We start from the raw sequence: 19404 nt of genomic DNA, 5'->3' as shown, positions 1-19404 counted from the left end.
AAAACGGTAATGGTAACACCTTTGAAATTCGCTATACTTATTTATATATGAAAAAACGTATATCATTCAAAGGAAAACAATAATGACTCAGTCCACCGCCACTCACGCGGACCCCTCTAGTGAAAGCATGGGAGTCTTTGGCCGATTTCTATCCGTTTGGGTCGGACTGGCCATCATCGCCGGTGTACTACTGGGGCAGTTAGCACCCGCCCTACCGCAAGCCTTAGCCGCCTATGAAGTTGCTCAAGTTTCCATACCCGTTGCCCTTTTAATCTGGGGTATGATTTTTCCGATGATGGTGCAAATTGATTTCTCAGCCTTATTGAACGTGCGCAAACAACCAAAAGGATTGATGATCACCACCTGCGTCAATTGGTTGATTAAACCCTTTAGCATGTTCGCCATCAGCTGGTTTTTTCTGGTGGTGCTGTTTCGCCCCTTTATTCCTGAAGCCTTGGCCTATGAATACCTAGCCGGGGCGATTTTACTGGGTGCGGCACCCTGTACTGCGATGGTCTTTGTCTGGAGCTACCTAACCCGTGGCGATGCCGCCTACACCCTCGTACAAGTCGCGCTAAACGACCTCATCATGCTCTTTGCCTTCGCTCCCATCGTGGTGCTACTACTAGGGATCTCTAACATCCCCGTACCTTGGGACACCGTCGCCCTGTCAGTTGTGCTGTATATCGTCATTCCCTTAGCTGCGGGGTATCTCACCCGCATTAGCATCATTAAAAAGAACGGTCAGGATTGGTTTGACCAGGTTTTTTTGCCAAAAATTGGCTCAGTCACACCCATTGCCTTGATTATTACACTGGTGCTGCTGTTTGCGTTCCAAGGCGATGTGATTTTAGCCAACCCTTTGCATATCGCCCTCATTGCTGTGCCACTTATCATACAAACTGTGCTGATATTTTTACTGGCCTACTACTGGGCAAAGCGCTGGAAGGTGCCACATAACATTGCCGCACCCGGTGCGATGATCGGCGCAAGTAACTTTTTTGAGTTGGCGGTTGCCGCGGCGATTGCCCTGTTTGGATTACAATCTGGCGCGGCCTTGGCAACGGTGGTTGGCATCTTGGTGGAAGTGCCTTTGATGTTAGCGCTGGTGCGCTATGCCAATCGTACCCGAGGACAGTTTGCTTAGCCGTCAAGTCCTCACAAATCTAAACACCTCTTCAGCAGCCTTTTATCGGCAACTGAAGACGGTCTATTCAGGCGGACGTGGAGCAGAAGATTGGCCGAGTCGACATATCGCTTAAACGTCGGCTGGGCTCTTCCAGCAGATGAGGGTTTTCGATGAGCGTCCGCTCTAATACGTCCTGCATCCAAGTGTGCATATCAGGATTAAGACGATATAAGACCCACTGCCCTTGGCGTCGATCTACGAGCAACCCTGACCGACGTAGTTGCGCCAAATGACGAGAGATTTTGGGTTGCGACTGATTCAGTGCTTCCATAATCTCACACACGCACAGTTCACCTTCTTGCTTCAGCAGCAACAAGCTGAGCAATCGGTTTTCTTCTGCTAGATTCTTATAGAACATCAGAGCATCCCCTGCCCCTTCGCTCAGGTTCTGCCGTTGCGCTTCGTAACCTACTGGATTGCCTGTTTTTTCAACGCCGATCACTCTACTTTTCCTCTACTGCAGCCAGTTGACGCCCCTGCGGCAAAGCCAACGAAATCAATACTGCTAACCCTACCATGACTGCCGAAACACTCAAGCACATTTGCAAGCCATAGGCCATGTAGAGCCATCCTGACAAAACTGTGCCGAGTAAACGCCCCATGGCATTGGCCATGTAGTAAAAACCGACATCCAGCGAAACACCGTCACCACGGGCATAGCTAACAATTAAGTAACTGTGCAGAGATGAATTCACCGCAAACACCACGCCGAATGCCATCAAGCCCGATATCAATAGCGTTTGTGCATCCCAGTTAAACGATAAACCGACCGCCATCATCAAGGGTAAAGCGGCCAACACACTGCCCCATGCAACCACGGCGCCACGTCCCGGAATTCGACCCGAACGTTTGCCGGTAAAATACGGTGCTACGGATTGCACAATGCCGTAACCAATCACCCAACTGGCCATGAAAAAGCCCACTTGCCAGAAACTCCAACCCAAGCCGTCTTTCAAAAAAACAGGCAAGGCGATGACAAACCAAACATCCCGGGACGCGAACAAAAAGCAACGCGCTGCTGACAGATAGTTGATGGCACGGCTTTTCGAGAACACATCTGTGAACTTAGGCTTGTTTTTCATACGACCTAAATCATCACGCAAGGTGAGAATGGAAAAAATCCACACCAAACCTAACATGGCCGCCATCACAGCAACCGCACCCGTAAAGCCCAGAAGTGTTAACAACATGGCCCCTAAGAAAAAACCGATGCCCTTCAACGCATTTTTTGAACCGGTTAGCAACGCCACCCATTGGTAGAGCGTGCCCTGAGCATTGTCAGGAACCAAGAGTTTAATCGAACTCTTGGCACTCATTTTATTTAAATCTTTGGCAATCCCCGACAAGGCCTGCGCCAGCATGACCCAAGCCACGGTTAAGTATTCTGCAGGCAGGGTCAGCATCAATAACGCGCCAACCTGCAGAATCAACCCCACATTCATGGTGCGGTTTAAACCTAAACGCGCGCCAAGCCAACCTCCGACAAGGTTGGTCACCACGCCAAAAATTTCATAAAAAATAAACAACAGGGCAATCTGTAAGGGGCTGTAGCCTAACTGGTTAAAATAGAGCACTACCAACATGCGCAGTGCACCGTCTGTCAGTGTAAACGCCCAATAATTGCCTGTGACAATCAGATATTGCCGCACCTCACGCGAAAGCCCTGCTAACATGGTTATTGTCCTAAATCTAATACGCCAACTTTACGCCCCAGCTCGACCATTCTGACACTGTAGCCCCACTCATTGTCGTACCATGCATAGATTTTGACGTGCGTTTCATTCACCACCATCGTTGATAAGGCATCGATGATGCTAGAGCGTGAATCCCCACGGTAATCCACAGACACCAATGGGCGCTCTTCATAGCCCAGAATGCCCGCCAACTCGTTTTCAGACGCGGCTTTTAAAAAGGCATTGACCTGTTCCGCACTGGTCGGTGTTTCAACCTCGAATACACAGTCGGTTAAAGAGGCATTGGCCAACGGAACACGCACCGCATGACCGTTGATACGACCCGCCAGTTCAGGGAAAATCTCGATAATCGCTTTCGCCGATCCCGTTGTGGTTGGAATTAAGCTAGAACCACAAGCACGCGCACGACGCAGATCCTTGTGGGGTGCGTCCAGGATAGTCTGGGTGTTGGTTAAGTCATGAATGGTGGTCATGCTCGCATGCTTGATGCCGAGTTTTTCTTTAATAACTTTGACCACCGGTGCCAAGCAGTTCGTGGTGCACGAAGCAGCGGTGACGATACGATGCTCTGCTGGGTTATACAGGTGATCGTTCACGCCCATTACGACGTTCAACACGCCCGCTTCCTTAATCGGAGCAGAGACAACGACCCGCTTAACCCCTTGATCTAAGTAGGCTTGCAAGACGCTTTGGCTTTTCATCTTACCTGAGCATTCAAAGACCAAGTCACAATCAGACCAGTCGGTGGCGGCAATTTCTTTTTCGCGACTGACCTGAATGGACTTGCCATCGATCAGGATTTGATCGCCTTCAGCCGAGGCTTCATGCAACCAGCGCCCATGCACTGAGTCAAAGTTAAGCAAATGCGCCAAGCTCTCGGCGCCTGCAGCAGGGTCATTGATACGAACGAACTCAAACTCAGGCCAATTCCACGCCGCTCTGAGTGCTAAACGCCCCATACGGCCGAAGCCATTGATACCGACCTTAATCGCCATGTTGCCTTCCTCATATATGTTAAAGTGCATATAACAATAAACGAATATGATGACAAAATCATGACAAATCGCTTACGGTTAACCTCAGAGCACAAGGGTTTATCGCAAACAAAAAAGGAGCACAAGGCTCCTTTCGTTAAAACACATGACTTCTATTAACGGCCCTTGACCGTTGCCTCTAGCACCGCGTCATCTTGGTGACGAACATCTTGGCCTTTGACAAAATAAATGGTGTATTCGCAGATATTTCGGGCGTGGTCACCAATACGCTCAATCGCACGTCCAGCCCAAGTCATTTCGACAATTCGGGTAATGTTACGTGGGTCTTCAAGCATATAGGTCATATTCTGGCGCAAAATAGCTTCATAATCGTTGTCGATTTGCTTATCAAGCAAGGCAACGCTTAAGGCATCCTCTGCATCCATTTTTCTGAAGGCTTGCATCGCACCACGCAACATTTCCAAGACACGGCTGCCCATGGTCTGAAACTCATTGAACTCTTTTGGTGCCATCATTTGATCGGCTTCAGATGCTTTTAAAGCCAACCGTGCAATACGCTTGGCTTGATCACCAATACGCTCAACATCCTTGATCGTTTTAATGACGGCAATCACTGCACGCAAATCACCCGCTGCGGGTTGACGACGTACAAGAATTTGCACGCACTCATTGTCAATGTCCACTTCCATTTTATTGACAAGATGATCTTTCTCGACGACCTGTTGTGCCAACGCAGAATCACTGTGAATAAACGCCTGCAAGGCCTTTTCAACCTGCTGCGTCACCAACTCACCCATTTCTAGAACGTGATTGACGACTTGGTTCATCTCCGCATCATAGGCCTGTGACGTATGACCGTCGACTCGTTGCTTGTTCATGTTCACTCCTTCATTACCGCCGCTGTGGGGCGCTCAAATTAACCGAAACGACCGGTAATATAATCTTCAGTGCGACGATCTTTAGGATTGGTAAAAATCTCACGCGTTTCGCTAATCTCAACCAAATCCCCCATATGGAAGAAGGCTGTTTTATCGGATACACGGGCAGCCTGCTGCATATTGTGCGTCACAATAGCGATGGTATAACTGCCTTTGAGCTCATCAATCAGCTCTTCAATGATCGAGGTCGCGATGGGGTCAAGCGCAGAACACGGCTCATCCATCAAAATCACCTCTGGGCTCACGGCGATCGCACGGGCAATACATAAACGCTGCTGTTGACCACCCGACAAACCCGTTCCTGGTGAATCCAGTCGGTCTTTAACCTCCTTCCAGAGGCCTGCTCTTTGCAAACTCGACTCGACAATCTCATCCATATCGCTTTTGCTATTCACCAAACCGTGCAACTTAGGACCGTACACGATATTTTCGTAAATGGACTTAGGGAAAGGGTTCGGCTTTTGGAACACCATGCCCACTTGTGCTCTTAACTGCACAACATCCAAGGATTTATCGTAAATATCACGCTCATCCAAGGTCACCTTGCCCGTGACGCGACAGATATCGATGGTATCGTTCATTCGATTCAAGCATCGTAAAAACGTCGATTTACCACATCCTGATGGACCAATGAACGCAACCACCTCGTTCTCCATGATGTCCATATTCACACCATGGATGGCTTCGTTGTCACCGTAGAACACTTTGACATCACGCGCGGCCATTTTGACTTTTCCACTCGTAGGAGTCGGTTTTTTCTCATCAGAAAACGTCATTTGCATCGCACCCATCGCTGCTTGCTCCATATTCATAATCACCACCGAGTTTCAAAGCGCTTACGCAACCAAATGGCCAACGCGTTAAGCGAAATCATTAGACTTAACAACACAATAATTGCCGCAGAGGTTCTTGCCTCGAAGAAATTGCGCAGCTCATTGCCTTGCCATAAATAAATTTGTACAGGAAGTGCCGTGGACTGATCAAACGGCGTTGAAGGCACGCTGGCAACGAATGAACTCATGCCGATCAGCAATAAGGGAGCGGACTCACCCAATGCTTGTGCCACACCCAAAATGGCTCCCGTTAGAATGCCGGGAATCGCCAAGGGCAAAACGTGATGAAACACAGACTGCACTTTTGAAGCACCGATCCCTAATGCCGCTTGGCGAATGGACGGTGGTATCGCTTTTAAATTTGAACGGGTCGCAATTATCACTGTCGGTAAAGTCATTAGGGATAGCACAAGTCCCCCTACAATGGGTGCCGACAATGGCAATTTAAACCACAGAATAAAGACCGAGGCACCCAACAAACCAAAGACAATCGACGGTACTGCGGCCAAGTTGTTGATATTGACCTCTATCAAATCGGTCAGTTTGTTCTTCGGTGCAAACTCTTCAAGATAAATCGCAGAGGCCACGCCCACAGGGACTGCTAAAAACATCACAATCAACATCATCATCACAGAACCCATAAATGCGCCAGCAAGACCCGCCGATGCCAGAGAGCTGCGAGAGTCCGGATTCATGAAGAGTGCCGTACTAAACTTGTTCTGTATGATGCCGCGCGCTTCAAGCTCATCCACCCACTGGCGCGTTTTAGCACTCAATTGCTGCTGTGCATCGGGTAAACTACGGTCGATATTATCCTTTATCCAAACATCAACGTTGGCATCGGCCAACAAATTAAGTTTGAGCGTTTGTCCGATAATCGATGGGTTTTCTTCAACCATGCCCCTTAGCGCAAAACGCTCACCGCTGGTGACAAGACGCATGGCATCGCGCTGATAGGCCTTAGCATCCGGAATCACCTTTTCAAGAGAGTCCAGAATAATTCGGTTGAAGTTAACAAACCCCAATTGTGTCTGCCATGCCAGCATGCGTTGATTAAATGCGGCTTCACTTTCGGTGCTTTGGCGAACAGGCTTATCGTCAATTTTAATCACGTCTGGGTCAAAGTACACATCCAGCGTGATGTGCGCCTGCCAAAAGGCTGGTAAGCCTTTAGACAAAATGGTGGCAAACAGAATGACCACAAAGGCCAAGGCCAATCCCACAGCGCCCATGCCAATCATTTTGAACCGAGTTTCTTGCGCATGGCGACGTTTTAGCGACTTAGCCACACGCTGCTGCATAATATCGCGCTTTTCCGCTAGGCTCATTTCTGAGGTTATTTGCGTTGATGTCGTCATAACAACTTACTCATACTGTTCACGGTATTTACGAACAATAACCAGTGCCACCACGTTCAGACACAGGGTTATCACAAAGAGCGTCAGCCCCAATGCGAACGCAACCAAAGATTGTGGACTTGCGAAATCCAAGTCGCCCGTCAATTGGTTCACGATGGTGACGGTCATAGTGGATACCGCCTCAAACGGATTGGCCGTTAATACTGGGCTGTTACCCGCGGCCAATACCACAATCATGGTTTCACCGATGGCGCGGCTTGCCGCCAACAAAATAGCACCCACGATCCCTGGTAAAGCAGCGGGAATCACCACCTTACGAATTGTTTCAGATTTGGTAGCGCCCAAGCCGAGTGAGCCATCGCGCATGGCTTTTGGCACTTGGGTGATAATGTCGTCAGACAGAGAGGAAATGAAAGGAATGATCATAATACCCATCACCACACCCGCCGTTAAGGCCGAGGTAGCGCGTATTTCCAATCCCAATGTGGCACCTAACATATTCAAAAAAGGGCCAACGGTCACTAGGGCAAAAAAACCATACACGATGGTTGGAATACCGGCGAGCACCTCAATGACCGGCTTGGCAACTGCTCTCACTTTAGAAGGCGCGTACTCTGCCAAATAAATGGCCGTCATTAAGCCAATCGGAACCGCCACTAATAGAGCAATGATGGCGATCATTAAGGTACCCCATAACAGCGGCAGCATCCCAAAGCCCGTTTGTCCAGAGGTGCCTACGGTCGAAAAGCGAGGGTTCCAGGTCGTCCCGAAGAAAAAGTCAGCAGGGCTAACAAAAGAAAAAAAGCGTAACGCTTCGCCCAGCATGGAAAAAACAATGCCGATCGTCGTCAATATGGCGATTGTTGAACAGAGAATCAGTAAGAAACGTGTGACTACTTCGACCTGATTGCGCGCACGCAAATCCGGTTGAATACGTCGCCATGTCAAGACTAATCCTGCCGATGCAACCGATGCCATCAACGCCAACATAATAAAGTTGCCTTGATTACGAAGTTCTCTCAGCATCTCGCCGCCGCCAGCTCGTAGGCCTGCGCCTCATCCGCTAAACCAAAGCCTGTGGATAAATTAATGATGCGATTCAGGAGTATACGCAGCTCGTTATCAGAGGCGGTTAAGACCTCAGATGGCAACTGACTCATCACCATTGAGTTCAGGATATTCGGCTGGAAAAAGCTCCAGACCATATAGATTAAGGCCGCTGGCACCACCGTCCACAGCGCAACCAATGTGCCGTGGTAAGCCGGTCGAGAATGCATACGCGTTCCACCGTCCACAGCCGCAACCGACATACGCTTGCTGCGCACCAGTCCAATTTGATAAGCCACTGCCATTACCATCAGCAGCACTGTTAACAATACGAGATTACTCATACTCGCTCCAGCGTAGTGTCCTCATAAATGCCAAAACCGGGGATGCCAAAACAGAGCCCCGGTTCCGTTCAGCGTGCCTTACGGCTGCATTAACGTACGTGATTGAATCGCAGAGATAACCTCAGCGCGCTCATCGTCATCCATTGGAATCAGACCCGCAGCTTCTAATGGGCTACCCATGCCACCCACTTCGGCGCTCATGAAGTACTGAGCATATTCCAGAAGACCTGGAATCACGCCAACGTGTGCATTCTTAACGTAGAAGAACAGAGGACGAGATACTGGGTACTCACCTGTTGCAATGGTTTCCAAGCTTGGCGTCACACCACCCACTGTCGCCACTTGCAAACGGTCACGGTTTTGATCATAGAAGCTCAGACCAAACACACCCAACGCGTTGCTCTGTGCATCCAAACGTGCCAGAGTTTCAGTGTAATCACCTGCAACCTCTACAACACGGCCGTCTGTACGAATCGCATTACAGAAGTTTGTTTTTTCTTCACCAGAAAGCGCCTTCACTTCATCAAAGCTATCGCAACCTGGGTGCACAACTTTTTCTTCGTAGACTTCACGAGTACCGTGGTTAGAACCTGGGATAACCAATAAAATTTCTTGGTCTGGCAAGCTGGCGTCAATCTGGTTCCAACGTGAGTAAGGGTTCGCAACCATTTGACCGTTTTGTGGTACTTGTGCAGCGCCAGCTAAGAATACATGGTGTGGTTCCAAAGCAAAGCTTCCGCTGTCTGTGCGTGATGCAAACACGATACCGTCATAACCGAATTTGACTTCGATCACTTCGGTTACGCCGTTTGCGAAGCAGTTTTCTAACTCGTTAGGACGAATCGCGCGTGAAGAGTTTGCGATATCAATGGTATTTGCACCTACGCCTTGGCAGAATTGACGCAAGCCACCGCCTGAACCGCCTGAACCCACAACAGGCGTTTTGAACTGTGCGAAAGAATTACCGAATTCCTCAGCGACAATTGAAGAAAAAGGCAGTACAGTTGAAGAGCCAGCGATCTGGATCGTATCACGAGCCATTGCAGGGGCTGCAAACGCAACAGCAGTGGCAGCGGTCATGGCAATTGCAAGGGCATTGTTACGAAAGGTCATGTAAGTGTCCTCATTAAGTTAGTGGAGACGACCCACCTAACCTTTAGGAGGATCGCTAATTCTTACTGAGGCTAGTGTGTCTGATAAATGTGACAGAAAAATGAATTAAATATTACATTTGTATTACAGCTGGGAGCGCCCTTAATCTTGGCGTTTTGAATTCATTTAACTTTTTTGGAAATGTGTTGAGTCAACGTTGAACTATTTGGATACGTCATTGATGTACTTTCGCGTTTTATACTTATGTGTGTTGAGCCTGCTGTATGTTCCATCCTTTGGTCATGCTGAGGACCTGTCGAGTTATCCACAGTATCAGCCAACGGCTGTCTTATCAGGCAGTTTACACTCCACTGGATCGGACACGCTCAACGCATTAATGACCCAATTAGCCACACAGTTCGCTCAACTCCACCCTCAGGTCACCCTTCAGGTACAAGGCAGTGGATCATCAACCGCCCCGACGGCACTGATTCAAGGTACGGCCTCCCTAGCCCCGATGAGTCGCCCCATGCGTTTGTCTGAGCGACACGAGTTTGAACAACAGTACGGCTACCCGCCTTTAGAGTTACCCATTGCGCTCGATTTAATCGCCGTGTTTGTCAATAGAGACAATCCCTTAACCCGCATTAGCCTGGTTGAGCTTGATGCACTCTACTCCGTCACTCAGTATCAAAGCGCAGGTATGTCGATTCAACGCTGGGGAGACCTAGGTCTTGAGGGGCGACTGCATGATCAACCCATTACCTTGTTTGGACGCAACGCCGCCTCTGGGACCTATGGTTTTTTTCGTGATTTAGTTCTTTTGGGTGGAGATTTTCGTCCCCAAGTCAGTGAGCAGCCTGGCTCAGCGGCCGTCGTGCGCAGCATTTCTCGCTCATTCAATGGCCTTGGCTATTCTGGCTTAGGCGCAGCGTCCGTGGATGTCAAACCACTCGCCATTTCAATTCGCCCCACGGATGCGGCAATACTGCCCACGGCACAGAATGCATTGGAGCAGCGCTACCCGTTGGCGCGCTTTTTATACCTGTATCTTAATCATCCTCCGTCTAAACCTTTATCGCCCTTGCATGCCGAGTTCATTCGTATGCTCTACTCGACTACGGGGCAATCTATTCTCATGCAGGAAGGCTTTGTAGCTTTACCGGCTGACGAAGCGATCAATATCCTCAGGAGCCTTGATCTAGATGCGTCCTAACCCTAAGCCGAAGCAGGCCAAGCAGTCGGCTTTTCAAACTTGGCGACGCTGTCGAGATGCGGTTATGTCCTTGATGATCCGCAGCAGCGGCTATACCGTCGTTATTTCTTTGTTGCTCATGTTTGTCTATCTCGGTTATCAAGTGTTCCCGATTTTCAAGCCCATCCAAGTCACGCCTATAGAGACTGAACGCCTGTCTGAAGAACACAGGTCATCTTTTCAATGGCACCCAGTCAACCTTGACCCCTCGGCTTTGGTTTACCGACTTGCCGAAAATCAGCGGTCTTTACTCACCACCACTTCAGATGGTGGTATTCAACAGTGGTTTTGGCTGATGGGCGATGCAGGAACTCCCGCCTCTTTTCAAAAGGTACATGAGTTTACATCCCACAGGGCGCCGATACTGGCTTTAATCCCTGAATCTCAACGGCGAGGCTTTTTAAGCTTGGACCAACAAGGGCATCTTGCTATTCACTATGCCCCCACAGGCGAAACCCTGTGGTCAGGGTATTTAACCGATGAACCCATTAAGGCCTATAGCTTGTCCTCGTCCAACCAAATTCTTGGAGTACGGCTGGCCTCTGGCGAAACCCGCTATTGGCATCTGCTGAACCCTCACCCTCAAATATCCATCACCTCATTGCTGCATAAAGTGCAGTATGAGGGTCGCAACCAGGCTGAATGGGTTTGGCAATCTGCGCCATCGGCAGAGTATCATGATGGCAAGTACAGTATTGTGCCGTTAAGTATAGGCACGTTAAAAGCCGCTTTTTTTGCGATGCTGTTTGCCATGCCATTGGCCATAATGGGGGCTGTGTATACGGCCTATTTTATGCCCACACGGTTGCGCAATTGGATCAAACCGAGTGTCGAACTGATGGAGGCTCTACCCACCGTGGTGATAGGGTTTATTGCTGGTATTTATCTGGCCCCCCTCATTGAAGCCTACCTCGTTCAAGTGTTGTTTGGCCTGATCGCCCTGCCGTTATACCTCGTTTTGCTCTCGTGGTTATGGTCAATTTTGCCCGACTCAACGCACTATCGCCTAAAATCCAGCCTATGGGTTTTGCTCATTCCGGCGCTAGTGGCATTTGTCTGGGCACTCCCCTATGCCTCTTCGTTATTTGAGTCTTGGGTATTTGCGCAGGACTTACGTCAGTGGTTAGCCCATCACAATATCGATTACGCTCAACGCAATGGGCTGGTGATCGGTATCGCCATGGGGTTTGCGATTATTCCGACCATTTTTTCACTGGCAGAGGATGCATTATCATCGGTGCCAAAACATCTCACCGAAGGGGCATTAGCTTTAGGCGCAACACCTTGGCAAAGCCTACAGGGTGTTATCCTTCCGACCGCCAGCGCGGGTATTTTCTCAGCGATCATTATTGGTTTTGGTCGTGCCTTAGGCGAAACCATGATTTTATTAATGGCCAGTGGAAATACGCCGTTGGTGAATATGAACCTCTTTGAAGGCATGCGCAGTCTGTCTGCCAATATTGCCATGGAGCTGCCCGAAGCTCAGGCCGGCAGCACTCATTATCGTGTGCTGCTGTTATCGGTATTGATCCTGTTTGTGTTTACCTTTGTCCTTAATACGCTGGCGGCGTTGATTCGACAAGGGTTGAAGAAACGCTATCAACAACTTTAAGGAAGCGCTATGAATCGTTGGCTTTCCGGTGGACACGCTTGGATCTGGTTAAGTGCTGGCGCTTTGTCTGTGTCGTTACTCTTGGTCGCGATATTGATTGGCTTTATTGCCGTTAAAGGCTCAGTCATTTCTGGCCTGCGCCCATTTTTGACGTTCATTATCACGAACAGGATGACCCATCGATGCAACGCCTGATCGGACAGCGCATCTCGTATCAAAGCACAGATCAAGGCACACAGGAATACTTATTCAGACGCTCAGAAGCGCAAGCCGCCTATCAAGACTTTATTTGGTTAACGGACGCCCAAATTAACACAATGACTCAGCGCCCAGAATTAATGACATTGGAACACAGGACGTTTGGACGCTTAATTGCAGAGCCCATCTTGCTCCGGCTCAGCCCAACCTCAACGATCACCCCACCCCCTGTAGACTGGCCGGAACAGATTAAAACTGCACAGAAAGATGCCCAATTAACGCTGCTACTCGGCAATGGCGAAGCATTAACCCTCAATCTGGTTGATATTTTAGAGATTCACTTCCCCAATCAACTGTCATGGGTCGAAAAAATGCAGGTGTTTGGCAAGGGACTCTTGCAGTTTATGGTCGAATCGCCCCGACAAGGTGGAACTGAAGGGGGCATCTTTCCCGCGCTATTTGGAACCGTTATTACCGTCTTGATTATGACCGTTTTCGTGACGCCAATTGGCGTGATGGCCGCTGTGTATTTACATGAGTACGCTCGCCTTGGCTGGATAACCCAGACCATCCGCATTGCAGTCTACAACTTGGCGGGCACGCCCTCGATTGTCTTCGGTGTGTTTGGGCTGGCCTTTTTTGTCTATACGCTCGGTGGCAGTATCGACCAGCTCTTCTATTCAGAGTCCTTGCCGATGCCAACGTTTGGTACCCCAGGTCTTATTTGGGTGTCGTTAACGCTAGCTCTGCTCACGCTGCCTGTCGTCATCGTATCAACGGAAGAAGGGCTCGCCCGTATTCCAAAATCCGTTCGAGAAGGCAGCCTAGCACTTGGTGCCAGCCATACAGAAACCCTGTGGCGCATTGTCCTGCCGCTAACAACACCAGCGATTCTAACAGGCTTGATTCTCGCCATTGCACGCGCCGCAGGTGAGGTCGCCCCGCTCATGCTGGTCGGAGTTGTCAAATTGGCTCCTGAGCTTCCCTTGGATGCGGAGTTTCCATTTTTACACCTTGACCGAAAAATTATGCACTTAGGCTACCATATCTTTGACCTTGCCTTTCAAACAGGCCGGACAGATGCCAGTTTACCCTTCGTCTTCACAACGGCTCTACTGCTCATATTGCTGATCATTTTGCTGAATCTCAGTGCGATCTTGTTGCGCAATCGTTTGCGTGTTCGTTTTCAAGATGACAAGAAGCCTATTTAGATGGATAACACCATGACCCCCTATCAACCAAGGACGCTGCCTGATCCAGGTCAAGCCTTCCCGATTAAACTGTCAATTCGTGACTTCAATTTGAGCTTTGGCCAAACCCCAATTCTCAAATCGATTGATCTGGATGTGATTGCCAATCATGTTACCGCCCTGATCGGCCCTTCTGGCTGTGGCAAATCAACCTTACTGCGCAGCCTTAACCGCTTAAATGACTTATCAACAGAGTGTCGAGTGTCTGGCCAGATACATTTGGATAACCAGGATATCTACGCACCCAGTATGAATATTGCAGACTTAAGACGGCGTATTGGCATGGTTTTCCAGCTTCCAAACCCTTTCCCTAAATCCATTTACGAGAATGTCGCGTATGGATTGCGAATACAAGGCATCCGCAGCCGTCGCCGATTGGACACCGCCATTGAGCATGCCTTGACGCGTGCAGCCTTATGGGATGAAGTGAAAGATCGATTAAACACCAATGCCTATGAGCTCTCCGGAGGTCAACAACAACGATTGGTGATAGCCAGAGCCTTAGCTGTTGAACCTGAAGTTCTGCTGCTAGACGAGCCCGCATCCGCATTGGATCCAATTTCGACACTTAAAATTGAAGAGCTCATCACAGAATTGAAACATAATTACACTATAATCATAGTGACGCATAATATGCAGCAGGCTGCGCGCGTATCGGATTATACGGCTTATCTGCACCAAGGCACTCTCATTGAGTATGGCGAAACACAGCAGCTATTCACAAACCCTCGTAAACGAGCTACCGAAAACTACATTACAGGCCGATTTGTTGAATAACACGATGTGCGTTGACATCAAACAATAATAGGACAACATCATGTTCACAAGTAACGAAGGCTTTTCACGGCACATTTCACAACAATTCAATCATGAGTTGGAAAAAATACGAACTGAACTTTTAGCCATGGGCGGGATTGTTGAGCGGCAAGTCAGTGATGCGATTGAGGCACTGATCAACAATAACCTCGATATGGCTGAAGAGTCGCGACGCATGGATAAGCAAACCAATCAGATGGAACTGAGCATTGATGATCAGTGCACAAAAATGATCGCCACGCGCCAGCCCACGGCCAGTGATCTACGTTTAATTGTGTCAATTAGCCGCTCAGTGACTGACCTTGAACGCATGGGCGATGAAGCCAGCCGCATCTGTAAGCATGCGATCGAGATTGCACAAAGTGGCCCTTCTCCTAAAGGCTATCAAGAGGTTCGTCATATCGGTAAGCTCGTTTCGAGTATGGTCAAAGATGTTCTAACGGCTTTCGCACGCAGCGATCTGGAGTTGGCCTATAACGTGGCCAAACAAGACAGCAATGTGAACATGGAATACCGTACAGCGATGCGCTCCTTGGCCACGTATATGATGGAAGACCCGCGTTCAATCTCTGCCATTTTAAACGTTATGTGGGTACTCAGAAGTCTTGAGCGTATCGGTGATCATGCCCGAAACCTTTCCGAACACTTAATTTATCAAGTCAGCGGCATGGATGTACGTCACCAAAGCCTCATCAGCATTAAACGCTCATTACGCAACGAATCTCCAGACGATGAAATGGAGCTGAACGAAGATAATTAGCCGCTCAGAACGTATCCATTTGCACAAAAATGTTATACTGCCGACCCCATAACAACGGCTATGTGATGTTTTTGTGCACTATTCAGACATTCCACTTAACGGCTTTACACGATCCACTTGGCTCAGTGCAAAACGCAGACCTGCCCTGTCTAGCCACTGGCGCAATTGGCTGTGCGACAAGGGCTCATTAACTGAGGCCCTAATTCGCGCCAGTCACGGACAGTTTTCTGTTAAGCTTCTCTCTCAAAACCTAGCTATCCCCACAAAAGATGAAGCATCCGCCTTGGGCTTAAACCCAAAACAACGTGTTCTCATTCGTGAAGTCGAGCTCTTGGGTCACCAACAACCTTGGGTTTACGCGCGCTCAGTTGTTCCTGTCGCAACACTAAAACAGTGTCATCAGCGTCTGAATCGACTCGGCAGTCGCTCGTTAGGAACGATGCTGTTTACAGACCCAACCATCAAAAGAGGTGACATTGAGCTTTGCCACTTCTACGCCAATGGACAAGCCTACCCGAGCCGCCGCTCTGTGTTTTGGATCGCGGCACATCCGCTACTCGTCACCGAAATCTTCCTACCGCCGATGCAGCAAATTACCTATCACCCTAACGCTTAAGTGCTTTGTAAGATCGTTTAAACGTTTCTATTCTCAACTCTATCTATTACAATAAAGTCTAATTTAGATAAAGGAGTTATATCATGAAACTGAATGTCGGCGGAATTGATCGCATCCTACGAATTGTGATTGGCGCAGCGTTGGTCCTCGCAACCCTGTTCGGTGCACTGCCTATCTGGGGTTGGATCGGTATTGTACCTTGTTGACGGGATTGGTCGGCTATTGCCCACTCTACCCACTTTTGGGAATTTGCACGAAAAAGTAAGACGTTATTTTGACTCAGCGCCTTAAGGCGTACAATAGCGCCTCTAAAAGGAGCTGAGTCATGAATGTTGCAAATAAAGTTTCCGTTTATATTCGTTTAATGCGTGCTGATCGACCTATCGGCACCTGGCTTCTGCTGTGGCCCACACTTTGGGCGCTCTGGATTGCATCGGAAGGCGTCCCCGCTCCCCATCTCCTCATTATTTTTATTTTGGGTGTATTTTTAACGCGATCGGCTGGCTGTGTCATTAATGACTATGCAGACCGGCATATCGATGGTCATGTTAAGCGCACCGCCAATCGCCCTTTAGCCACTGGCGAAGTCTCTGAGAAGGAAGCCATTTATTTGTTCATCGGCTTAATGCTGATTTCATTCTTTCTCGTTCTTTTTACCAACACCATGACGGTTTTAATGTCAGTGGTGGGCATCGCACTTGCATTCACCTATCCCTTTATGAAGCGCTACACGCATTTACCGCAGGTGGTGTTAGGCGCTGCATTTGGTTGGGCCATTCCTATGGCGTTTACGGCGGTGACTGAGAGCCTGCCAACCCTTGCACTGCTGTTATATCTCGCAAAAGTGCTCTGGACCGTTGCCTATGACACTCAATACGCCATGGTGGATCGTGACGATGACCTGAAAATCGGCGTTAAATCCACCGCCATTTTGTTTGGTCAGCGCGATGTGCTCATCATTAGCCTTCTTCAATTGTCTGCTTTAGGATTGTTGGCATTTGTCGGCCTGCAGCTCTCTATGAGTGGCTGGTACTATGCGGGTCTACTGGGTGCCGCTGGCTTTTTTGTCTATCAATTTTTGCTGATTCGGCACAGGGAACGCGACCCGTGCTTTAAAGCCTTTTTAAATAATCACCTGGCCGAATTATCCGTTCTGATAGGGATTGTTCTGCATTATGCTGCCTAAACTTGGTTGTTTTCATAAAATAGATAATACTAAGGCCGTGATTGTCATATTTATGTAACAGAAACGTCTTGTAATAGGTATCTGGTTTTTAATGTTGAGGTTTTAGGGATGTCTGTTGCTAAACGGGTATTAATTGTTGATGACGAAGCGCCTATCCGCGAGATGATTGCTGTCGCACTTGAGATGGCTGGCTACGAATGCATAGAAGCTGAGAATGCTCAACAAGCGCATGCCGCTGTATTGGACCAAAAGCCGGATATGGTATTGCTGGACTGGATGATGCCAGGTACGAATGGAATCGATTTCGCGCGTCGTTTACGTCGTGACGAAGTAACGTCCAACATCCCGATTATTATGTTAACGGCCAAAGCCGAAGAAGATAATAAAATTCAAGGCCTTGAAGTCGGCGTTGATGACTACATCACCAAGCCCTTTTCACCGCGCGAATTAGTGGCTCGTCTAAAAACCGTCCTGCGACGCACGACACCAAAAGGCATTGAAGAGCCGGTTACCGTGGATGATTTAACACTTGATCCTATTTCTCACCGTGTGTTATCCAGCAACTCACCCTTAGAACTGGGCCCAACAGAATTCCGTCTGTTGCAGTTTTTCATGACGCATCAAGACAGGGCATACTCCCGTGGGCAGTTATTGGACATGGTTTGGGGTGGGAATGTTTACGTTGAGGAGCGCACGGTTGATGTGCACATTCGCCGCCTTCGCAAAGCACTGGGCGAACGACACGATTATTTAATTCAAACCGTGAGAGGAACAGGCTATCGGTTTTCAGCTCAACTGAGTTAGAGTTAACCTTCTACTTAGCATTGAACCAACCCGCTATGGACCCCCATATTTATGGTTATCTCCAAACCAAAATTGTTTGTTAGCCTATTCACTTTTTGTGTTGTCGGGGGTTTGGTTGGGTTCGTCACTGAGCACTTTCTGCTTGGCTTATTGCTGGGCTCGCTCTCGTGGAGCCTCTATCAGTTGCGACAGTTTCAGCGTTTATATGCCTGGGCCATCAAAACAGACAACAGTGAACCACCGGATCTGCCGTCCTCTTGGGGCGATTTATCCTATGCTCTGTATCGCTTACAACGCTCCAACAAGGAGCATGAAACAAAGCTCCTGTCGGTCATCAGACGCTTCCAACAATCCTCCGCTGCGTTAGAAGATGCCGTTGTCATTATTGATGCCAGAGACAAGTTAGAATGGTGGAATCGATCAGCTGAGCGCTTATTGGGCCTCAAACCCAAAATCGATAAGAAAAAGTCCATTCTCAACCTACTGCGCGACCCGCGCTTTATTCGTTATTACAAAAAACAAGAATACTCCGAACCCTTTGAGTTAATGTCACCCGTTCATCACCAGATGACATTGCAATATCACATTACTCGATTTGGTGAAGGTGACAGACTCCTCGTTGCACGTGATATCACCCGCCTTAAGCAGCTTGAGCAGACTCGCCAAACCTTTGTCGCGAATGCATCCCATGAGTTAAGAACCCCGCTAACGGTGATTCGAGGGTATCTTGAAACCTTCTTAGATCAAGAGTTACCCAAACCCATTATGCGTGGCTTAAGCCAAATGCAGCAACAAACCTTGCGCATGGAAAGTCTAGTCAGCGATTTGCTGTTACTGTCACGTTTAGAGTCAAGCCAACACGTGAAAGATGAGCAACCCGTTAACCTTCCTTCTCTTCTATATCGAATCAAGCGTGACGGCATATTACTCAGTGGTACAAAAGAACACATCCTGACACTCAACATTGCGTCAGATAAAGACCTGCTCGGACAACCGAACGAACTTCACAGCGCCTTTTCCAATTTGGTATTTAATGCCGTCAGGTACACGCCAGAAGGGTGTGAAATAAAGATAGAATGGCGAAGCGACGCATCCGGCGGGCACTTAAGTGTCATTGATAACGGGCGCGGTATTGAATCACACCATATTCCGCATCTCACCGAACGCTTTTACCGCGTTGATGAAGGGCGATCATCGGAAACAGGCGGCACTGGACTGGGTTTATCCATCGTCAAACATGTCTTGGCTCGGCATGGCGCCAAACTTGAAATCAAAAGCAAATTGGGTGTGGGCAGTGAGTTTATCTGCCATTTCCCTGTTGATATGCTCACCGACGTAGAAATTGAAGAGTCTGAAGTAGATAATAACATCAGTCACCACTGACTCAGTGGAGAGTTTTTAGCCAATATCTGTGGAG

Annotated in this window: 20 protein-coding genes and 1 pseudogene; 12 read left to right on the top strand and 9 right to left on the bottom strand. The window is 48.7% G+C overall.

Annotated elements, in window-relative coordinates; genetic code table 11:
* The first annotated feature begins 82 nt into the window (after positions 1–82).
* Positions 83–1147: an ACR3 family arsenite efflux transporter gene (arsB, locus tag D791_RS15370; protein ID WP_036513495.1), complete on the top strand. Its 1065-nt coding sequence runs from the start codon at positions 83–85 to the stop codon at positions 1145–1147.
* A gap of 67 nt (positions 1148–1214) precedes the next feature.
* Here the strand turns inward: arsB and D791_RS21565 are convergent, their stop codons facing one another.
* The 9 genes from D791_RS21565 to D791_RS15330 all read right to left on the bottom strand — a co-directional run bounded on the left by D791_RS21565 (position 1215) and on the right by D791_RS15330 (position 9511).
* On the bottom strand, positions 1215–1631 hold the full coding sequence (locus D791_RS21565; protein WP_272944859.1) for a metalloregulator ArsR/SmtB family transcription factor: 417 nt from the start codon (positions 1629–1631) through the stop codon (positions 1215–1217).
* A 1-nt stretch (position 1632) separates the two neighbouring features.
* Entirely contained in the window at positions 1633–2862 is a 1230-nt protein-coding gene (arsJ, locus tag D791_RS15360) for an organoarsenical effux MFS transporter ArsJ (RefSeq protein ID WP_036513493.1), read from the bottom strand.
* Between the two features lie 2 nt (positions 2863–2864).
* Positions 2865–3878, bottom strand: a complete 1014-nt coding sequence (locus tag D791_RS15355) for an ArsJ-associated glyceraldehyde-3-phosphate dehydrogenase (protein WP_036513491.1) — start codon at positions 3876–3878, stop codon at positions 2865–2867.
* A gap of 155 nt (positions 3879–4033) precedes the next feature.
* The gene (phoU, locus tag D791_RS15350) at positions 4034–4756 is read right to left on the bottom strand and encodes a phosphate signaling complex protein PhoU (protein WP_036513488.1); all 723 of its coding nucleotides are present in this window, start codon (positions 4754–4756) and stop codon (positions 4034–4036) included.
* 38 nt (positions 4757–4794) lie between these two features.
* The gene (gene pstB, locus D791_RS15345) at positions 4795–5628 is read right to left on the bottom strand and encodes a phosphate ABC transporter ATP-binding protein PstB (RefSeq protein WP_081763903.1); all 834 of its coding nucleotides are present in this window, start codon (positions 5626–5628) and stop codon (positions 4795–4797) included.
* Positions 5629–5630: 2 nt separating this feature from the next.
* A complete protein-coding gene (pstA, locus tag D791_RS15340) occupies positions 5631–7007 on the bottom strand; it encodes a phosphate ABC transporter permease PstA (RefSeq protein WP_081763902.1) in 1377 nt (458 codons plus the stop codon).
* Positions 7008–7013: 6 nt separating this feature from the next.
* On the bottom strand, positions 7014–8033 hold the full coding sequence (pstC, locus tag D791_RS15335) for a phosphate ABC transporter permease subunit PstC (protein WP_420329351.1): 1020 nt from the start codon (positions 8031–8033) through the stop codon (positions 7014–7016).
* On the bottom strand, positions 8027–8398 hold the full coding sequence (locus D791_RS22090; protein WP_420329350.1) for a phosphate ABC transporter permease family protein: 372 nt from the start codon (positions 8396–8398) through the stop codon (positions 8027–8029). The genes pstC and D791_RS22090 overlap by 7 nt, the downstream gene beginning before the upstream one ends.
* 78 nt (positions 8399–8476) lie before the next feature.
* Positions 8477–9511, bottom strand: coding sequence for a substrate-binding domain-containing protein (locus tag D791_RS15330; RefSeq protein ID WP_036513485.1), 1035 nt, complete (start codon positions 9509–9511; stop codon positions 8477–8479).
* A 220-nt stretch (positions 9512–9731) separates the two neighbouring features.
* Here D791_RS15330 and D791_RS15325 point away from each other — a divergent pair, with 220 nt between their 5' ends.
* The 11 genes and pseudogenes from D791_RS15325 to phoR all read left to right on the top strand — a co-directional run bounded on the left by D791_RS15325 (position 9732) and on the right by phoR (position 19370).
* Entirely contained in the window at positions 9732–10706 is a 975-nt protein-coding gene (locus D791_RS15325; RefSeq protein WP_051514602.1) for a PstS family phosphate ABC transporter substrate-binding protein, read from the top strand.
* Positions 10696–12357: an ABC transporter permease subunit gene (locus tag D791_RS15320; RefSeq protein ID WP_051514601.1), complete on the top strand. Its 1662-nt coding sequence runs from the start codon at positions 10696–10698 to the stop codon at positions 12355–12357. The genes D791_RS15325 and D791_RS15320 overlap by 11 nt, the downstream gene beginning before the upstream one ends.
* Positions 12358–12366: 9 nt before the next feature.
* Positions 12367–12552 carry a hypothetical protein gene (locus D791_RS15315; protein WP_036513482.1) on the top strand — a complete coding sequence of 62 codons (186 nt, stop codon included), beginning with the start codon at positions 12367–12369 and terminating at the stop codon, positions 12550–12552.
* Positions 12553–12971: 419 nt separating this feature from the next.
* Positions 12972–13766 (top strand): annotated as a pseudogene (gene pstA / locus D791_RS22085) (phosphate ABC transporter permease PstA); the annotation flags it as partial.
* Between the two features lie 12 nt (positions 13767–13778).
* Complete coding sequence (pstB, locus tag D791_RS15305; protein WP_051514608.1) at positions 13779–14582, top strand: phosphate ABC transporter ATP-binding protein PstB; 804 nt, start codon at positions 13779–13781, stop codon at positions 14580–14582.
* Between the two features lie 40 nt (positions 14583–14622).
* Positions 14623–15381, top strand: a complete 759-nt coding sequence (gene phoU, locus D791_RS15300; protein ID WP_036513479.1) for a phosphate signaling complex protein PhoU — start codon at positions 14623–14625, stop codon at positions 15379–15381.
* Between the two features lie 73 nt (positions 15382–15454).
* The gene (locus D791_RS15295) at positions 15455–15997 is read left to right on the top strand and encodes a chorismate--pyruvate lyase family protein (protein WP_051514599.1); all 543 of its coding nucleotides are present in this window, start codon (positions 15455–15457) and stop codon (positions 15995–15997) included.
* An 83-nt stretch (positions 15998–16080) separates the two neighbouring features.
* Entirely contained in the window at positions 16081–16203 is a 123-nt protein-coding gene (locus tag D791_RS15290; RefSeq protein ID WP_337588676.1) for a YgaP family membrane protein, read from the top strand.
* A gap of 119 nt (positions 16204–16322) precedes the next feature.
* The gene (ubiA, locus tag D791_RS15285) at positions 16323–17183 is read left to right on the top strand and encodes a 4-hydroxybenzoate octaprenyltransferase (RefSeq protein ID WP_036513474.1); all 861 of its coding nucleotides are present in this window, start codon (positions 16323–16325) and stop codon (positions 17181–17183) included.
* A 108-nt stretch (positions 17184–17291) separates the two neighbouring features.
* Complete coding sequence (gene phoB / locus D791_RS15280) at positions 17292–17987, top strand: phosphate regulon transcriptional regulator PhoB (RefSeq protein ID WP_036513471.1); 696 nt, start codon at positions 17292–17294, stop codon at positions 17985–17987.
* A 51-nt stretch (positions 17988–18038) separates the two neighbouring features.
* On the top strand, positions 18039–19370 hold the full coding sequence (gene phoR, locus D791_RS15275) for a phosphate regulon sensor histidine kinase PhoR (RefSeq protein WP_036513468.1): 1332 nt from the start codon (positions 18039–18041) through the stop codon (positions 19368–19370).
* The last annotated feature ends 34 nt before the right edge of the window (positions 19371–19404 follow it).

The organism is Nitrincola nitratireducens (genome assembly GCF_000585235.1).
GTDB classification, from domain to species: Bacteria; Pseudomonadota; Gammaproteobacteria; order Pseudomonadales; family Balneatricaceae; genus Nitrincola; species Nitrincola alkalisediminis.
This window is presented reverse-complemented; position numbering and strand designations above follow the sequence as displayed.

Bases quoted from the DNA above. Each gene is read 5' to 3' on its own strand.
- phoU (WP_036513488.1), bottom strand. From the start codon at position 4,756: ATGAACAAGCAACGAGTCGACGGTCATACGTCACAGGCCTATGATGCG.
- arsJ (WP_036513493.1), bottom strand. From the start codon at position 2,862: ATGTTAGCAGGGCTTTCGCGTGAGGTGCGGCAATATCTGATTGTCACA.
- D791_RS15330 (WP_036513485.1), bottom strand. From the start codon at position 9,511: ATGACCTTTCGTAACAATGCCCTTGCAATTGCCATGACCGCTGCCACT.
- D791_RS15325 (WP_051514602.1), top strand. From the start codon at position 9,732: ATGTACTTTCGCGTTTTATACTTATGTGTGTTGAGCCTGCTGTATGTT.
- D791_RS22090 (WP_420329350.1), bottom strand. From the start codon at position 8,398: ATGAGTAATCTCGTATTGTTAACAGTGCTGCTGATGGTAATGGCAGTG.
- D791_RS15320 (WP_051514601.1), top strand. From the start codon at position 10,696: ATGCGTCCTAACCCTAAGCCGAAGCAGGCCAAGCAGTCGGCTTTTCAA.
- pstB (WP_081763903.1), bottom strand. From the start codon at position 5,628: ATGAATATGGAGCAAGCAGCGATGGGTGCGATGCAAATGACGTTTTCT.
- ubiA (WP_036513474.1), top strand. From the start codon at position 16,323: ATGAATGTTGCAAATAAAGTTTCCGTTTATATTCGTTTAATGCGTGCT.
- pstA (WP_081763902.1), bottom strand. From the start codon at position 7,007: ATGACGACATCAACGCAAATAACCTCAGAAATGAGCCTAGCGGAAAAG.
- phoB (WP_036513471.1), top strand. From the start codon at position 17,292: ATGTCTGTTGCTAAACGGGTATTAATTGTTGATGACGAAGCGCCTATC.
- pstC (WP_420329351.1), bottom strand. From the start codon at position 8,033: ATGCTGAGAGAACTTCGTAATCAAGGCAACTTTATTATGTTGGCGTTG.
- phoR (WP_036513468.1), top strand. From the start codon at position 18,039: ATGGTTATCTCCAAACCAAAATTGTTTGTTAGCCTATTCACTTTTTGT.
- D791_RS15315 (WP_036513482.1), top strand. From the start codon at position 12,367: ATGAATCGTTGGCTTTCCGGTGGACACGCTTGGATCTGGTTAAGTGCT.
- pstB (WP_051514608.1), top strand. From the start codon at position 13,779: ATGACCCCCTATCAACCAAGGACGCTGCCTGATCCAGGTCAAGCCTTC.
- arsB (WP_036513495.1), top strand. From the start codon at position 83: ATGACTCAGTCCACCGCCACTCACGCGGACCCCTCTAGTGAAAGCATG.
- D791_RS15290 (WP_337588676.1), top strand. From the start codon at position 16,081: ATGAAACTGAATGTCGGCGGAATTGATCGCATCCTACGAATTGTGATT.
- phoU (WP_036513479.1), top strand. From the start codon at position 14,623: ATGTTCACAAGTAACGAAGGCTTTTCACGGCACATTTCACAACAATTC.
- D791_RS15355 (WP_036513491.1), bottom strand. From the start codon at position 3,878: ATGGCGATTAAGGTCGGTATCAATGGCTTCGGCCGTATGGGGCGTTTA.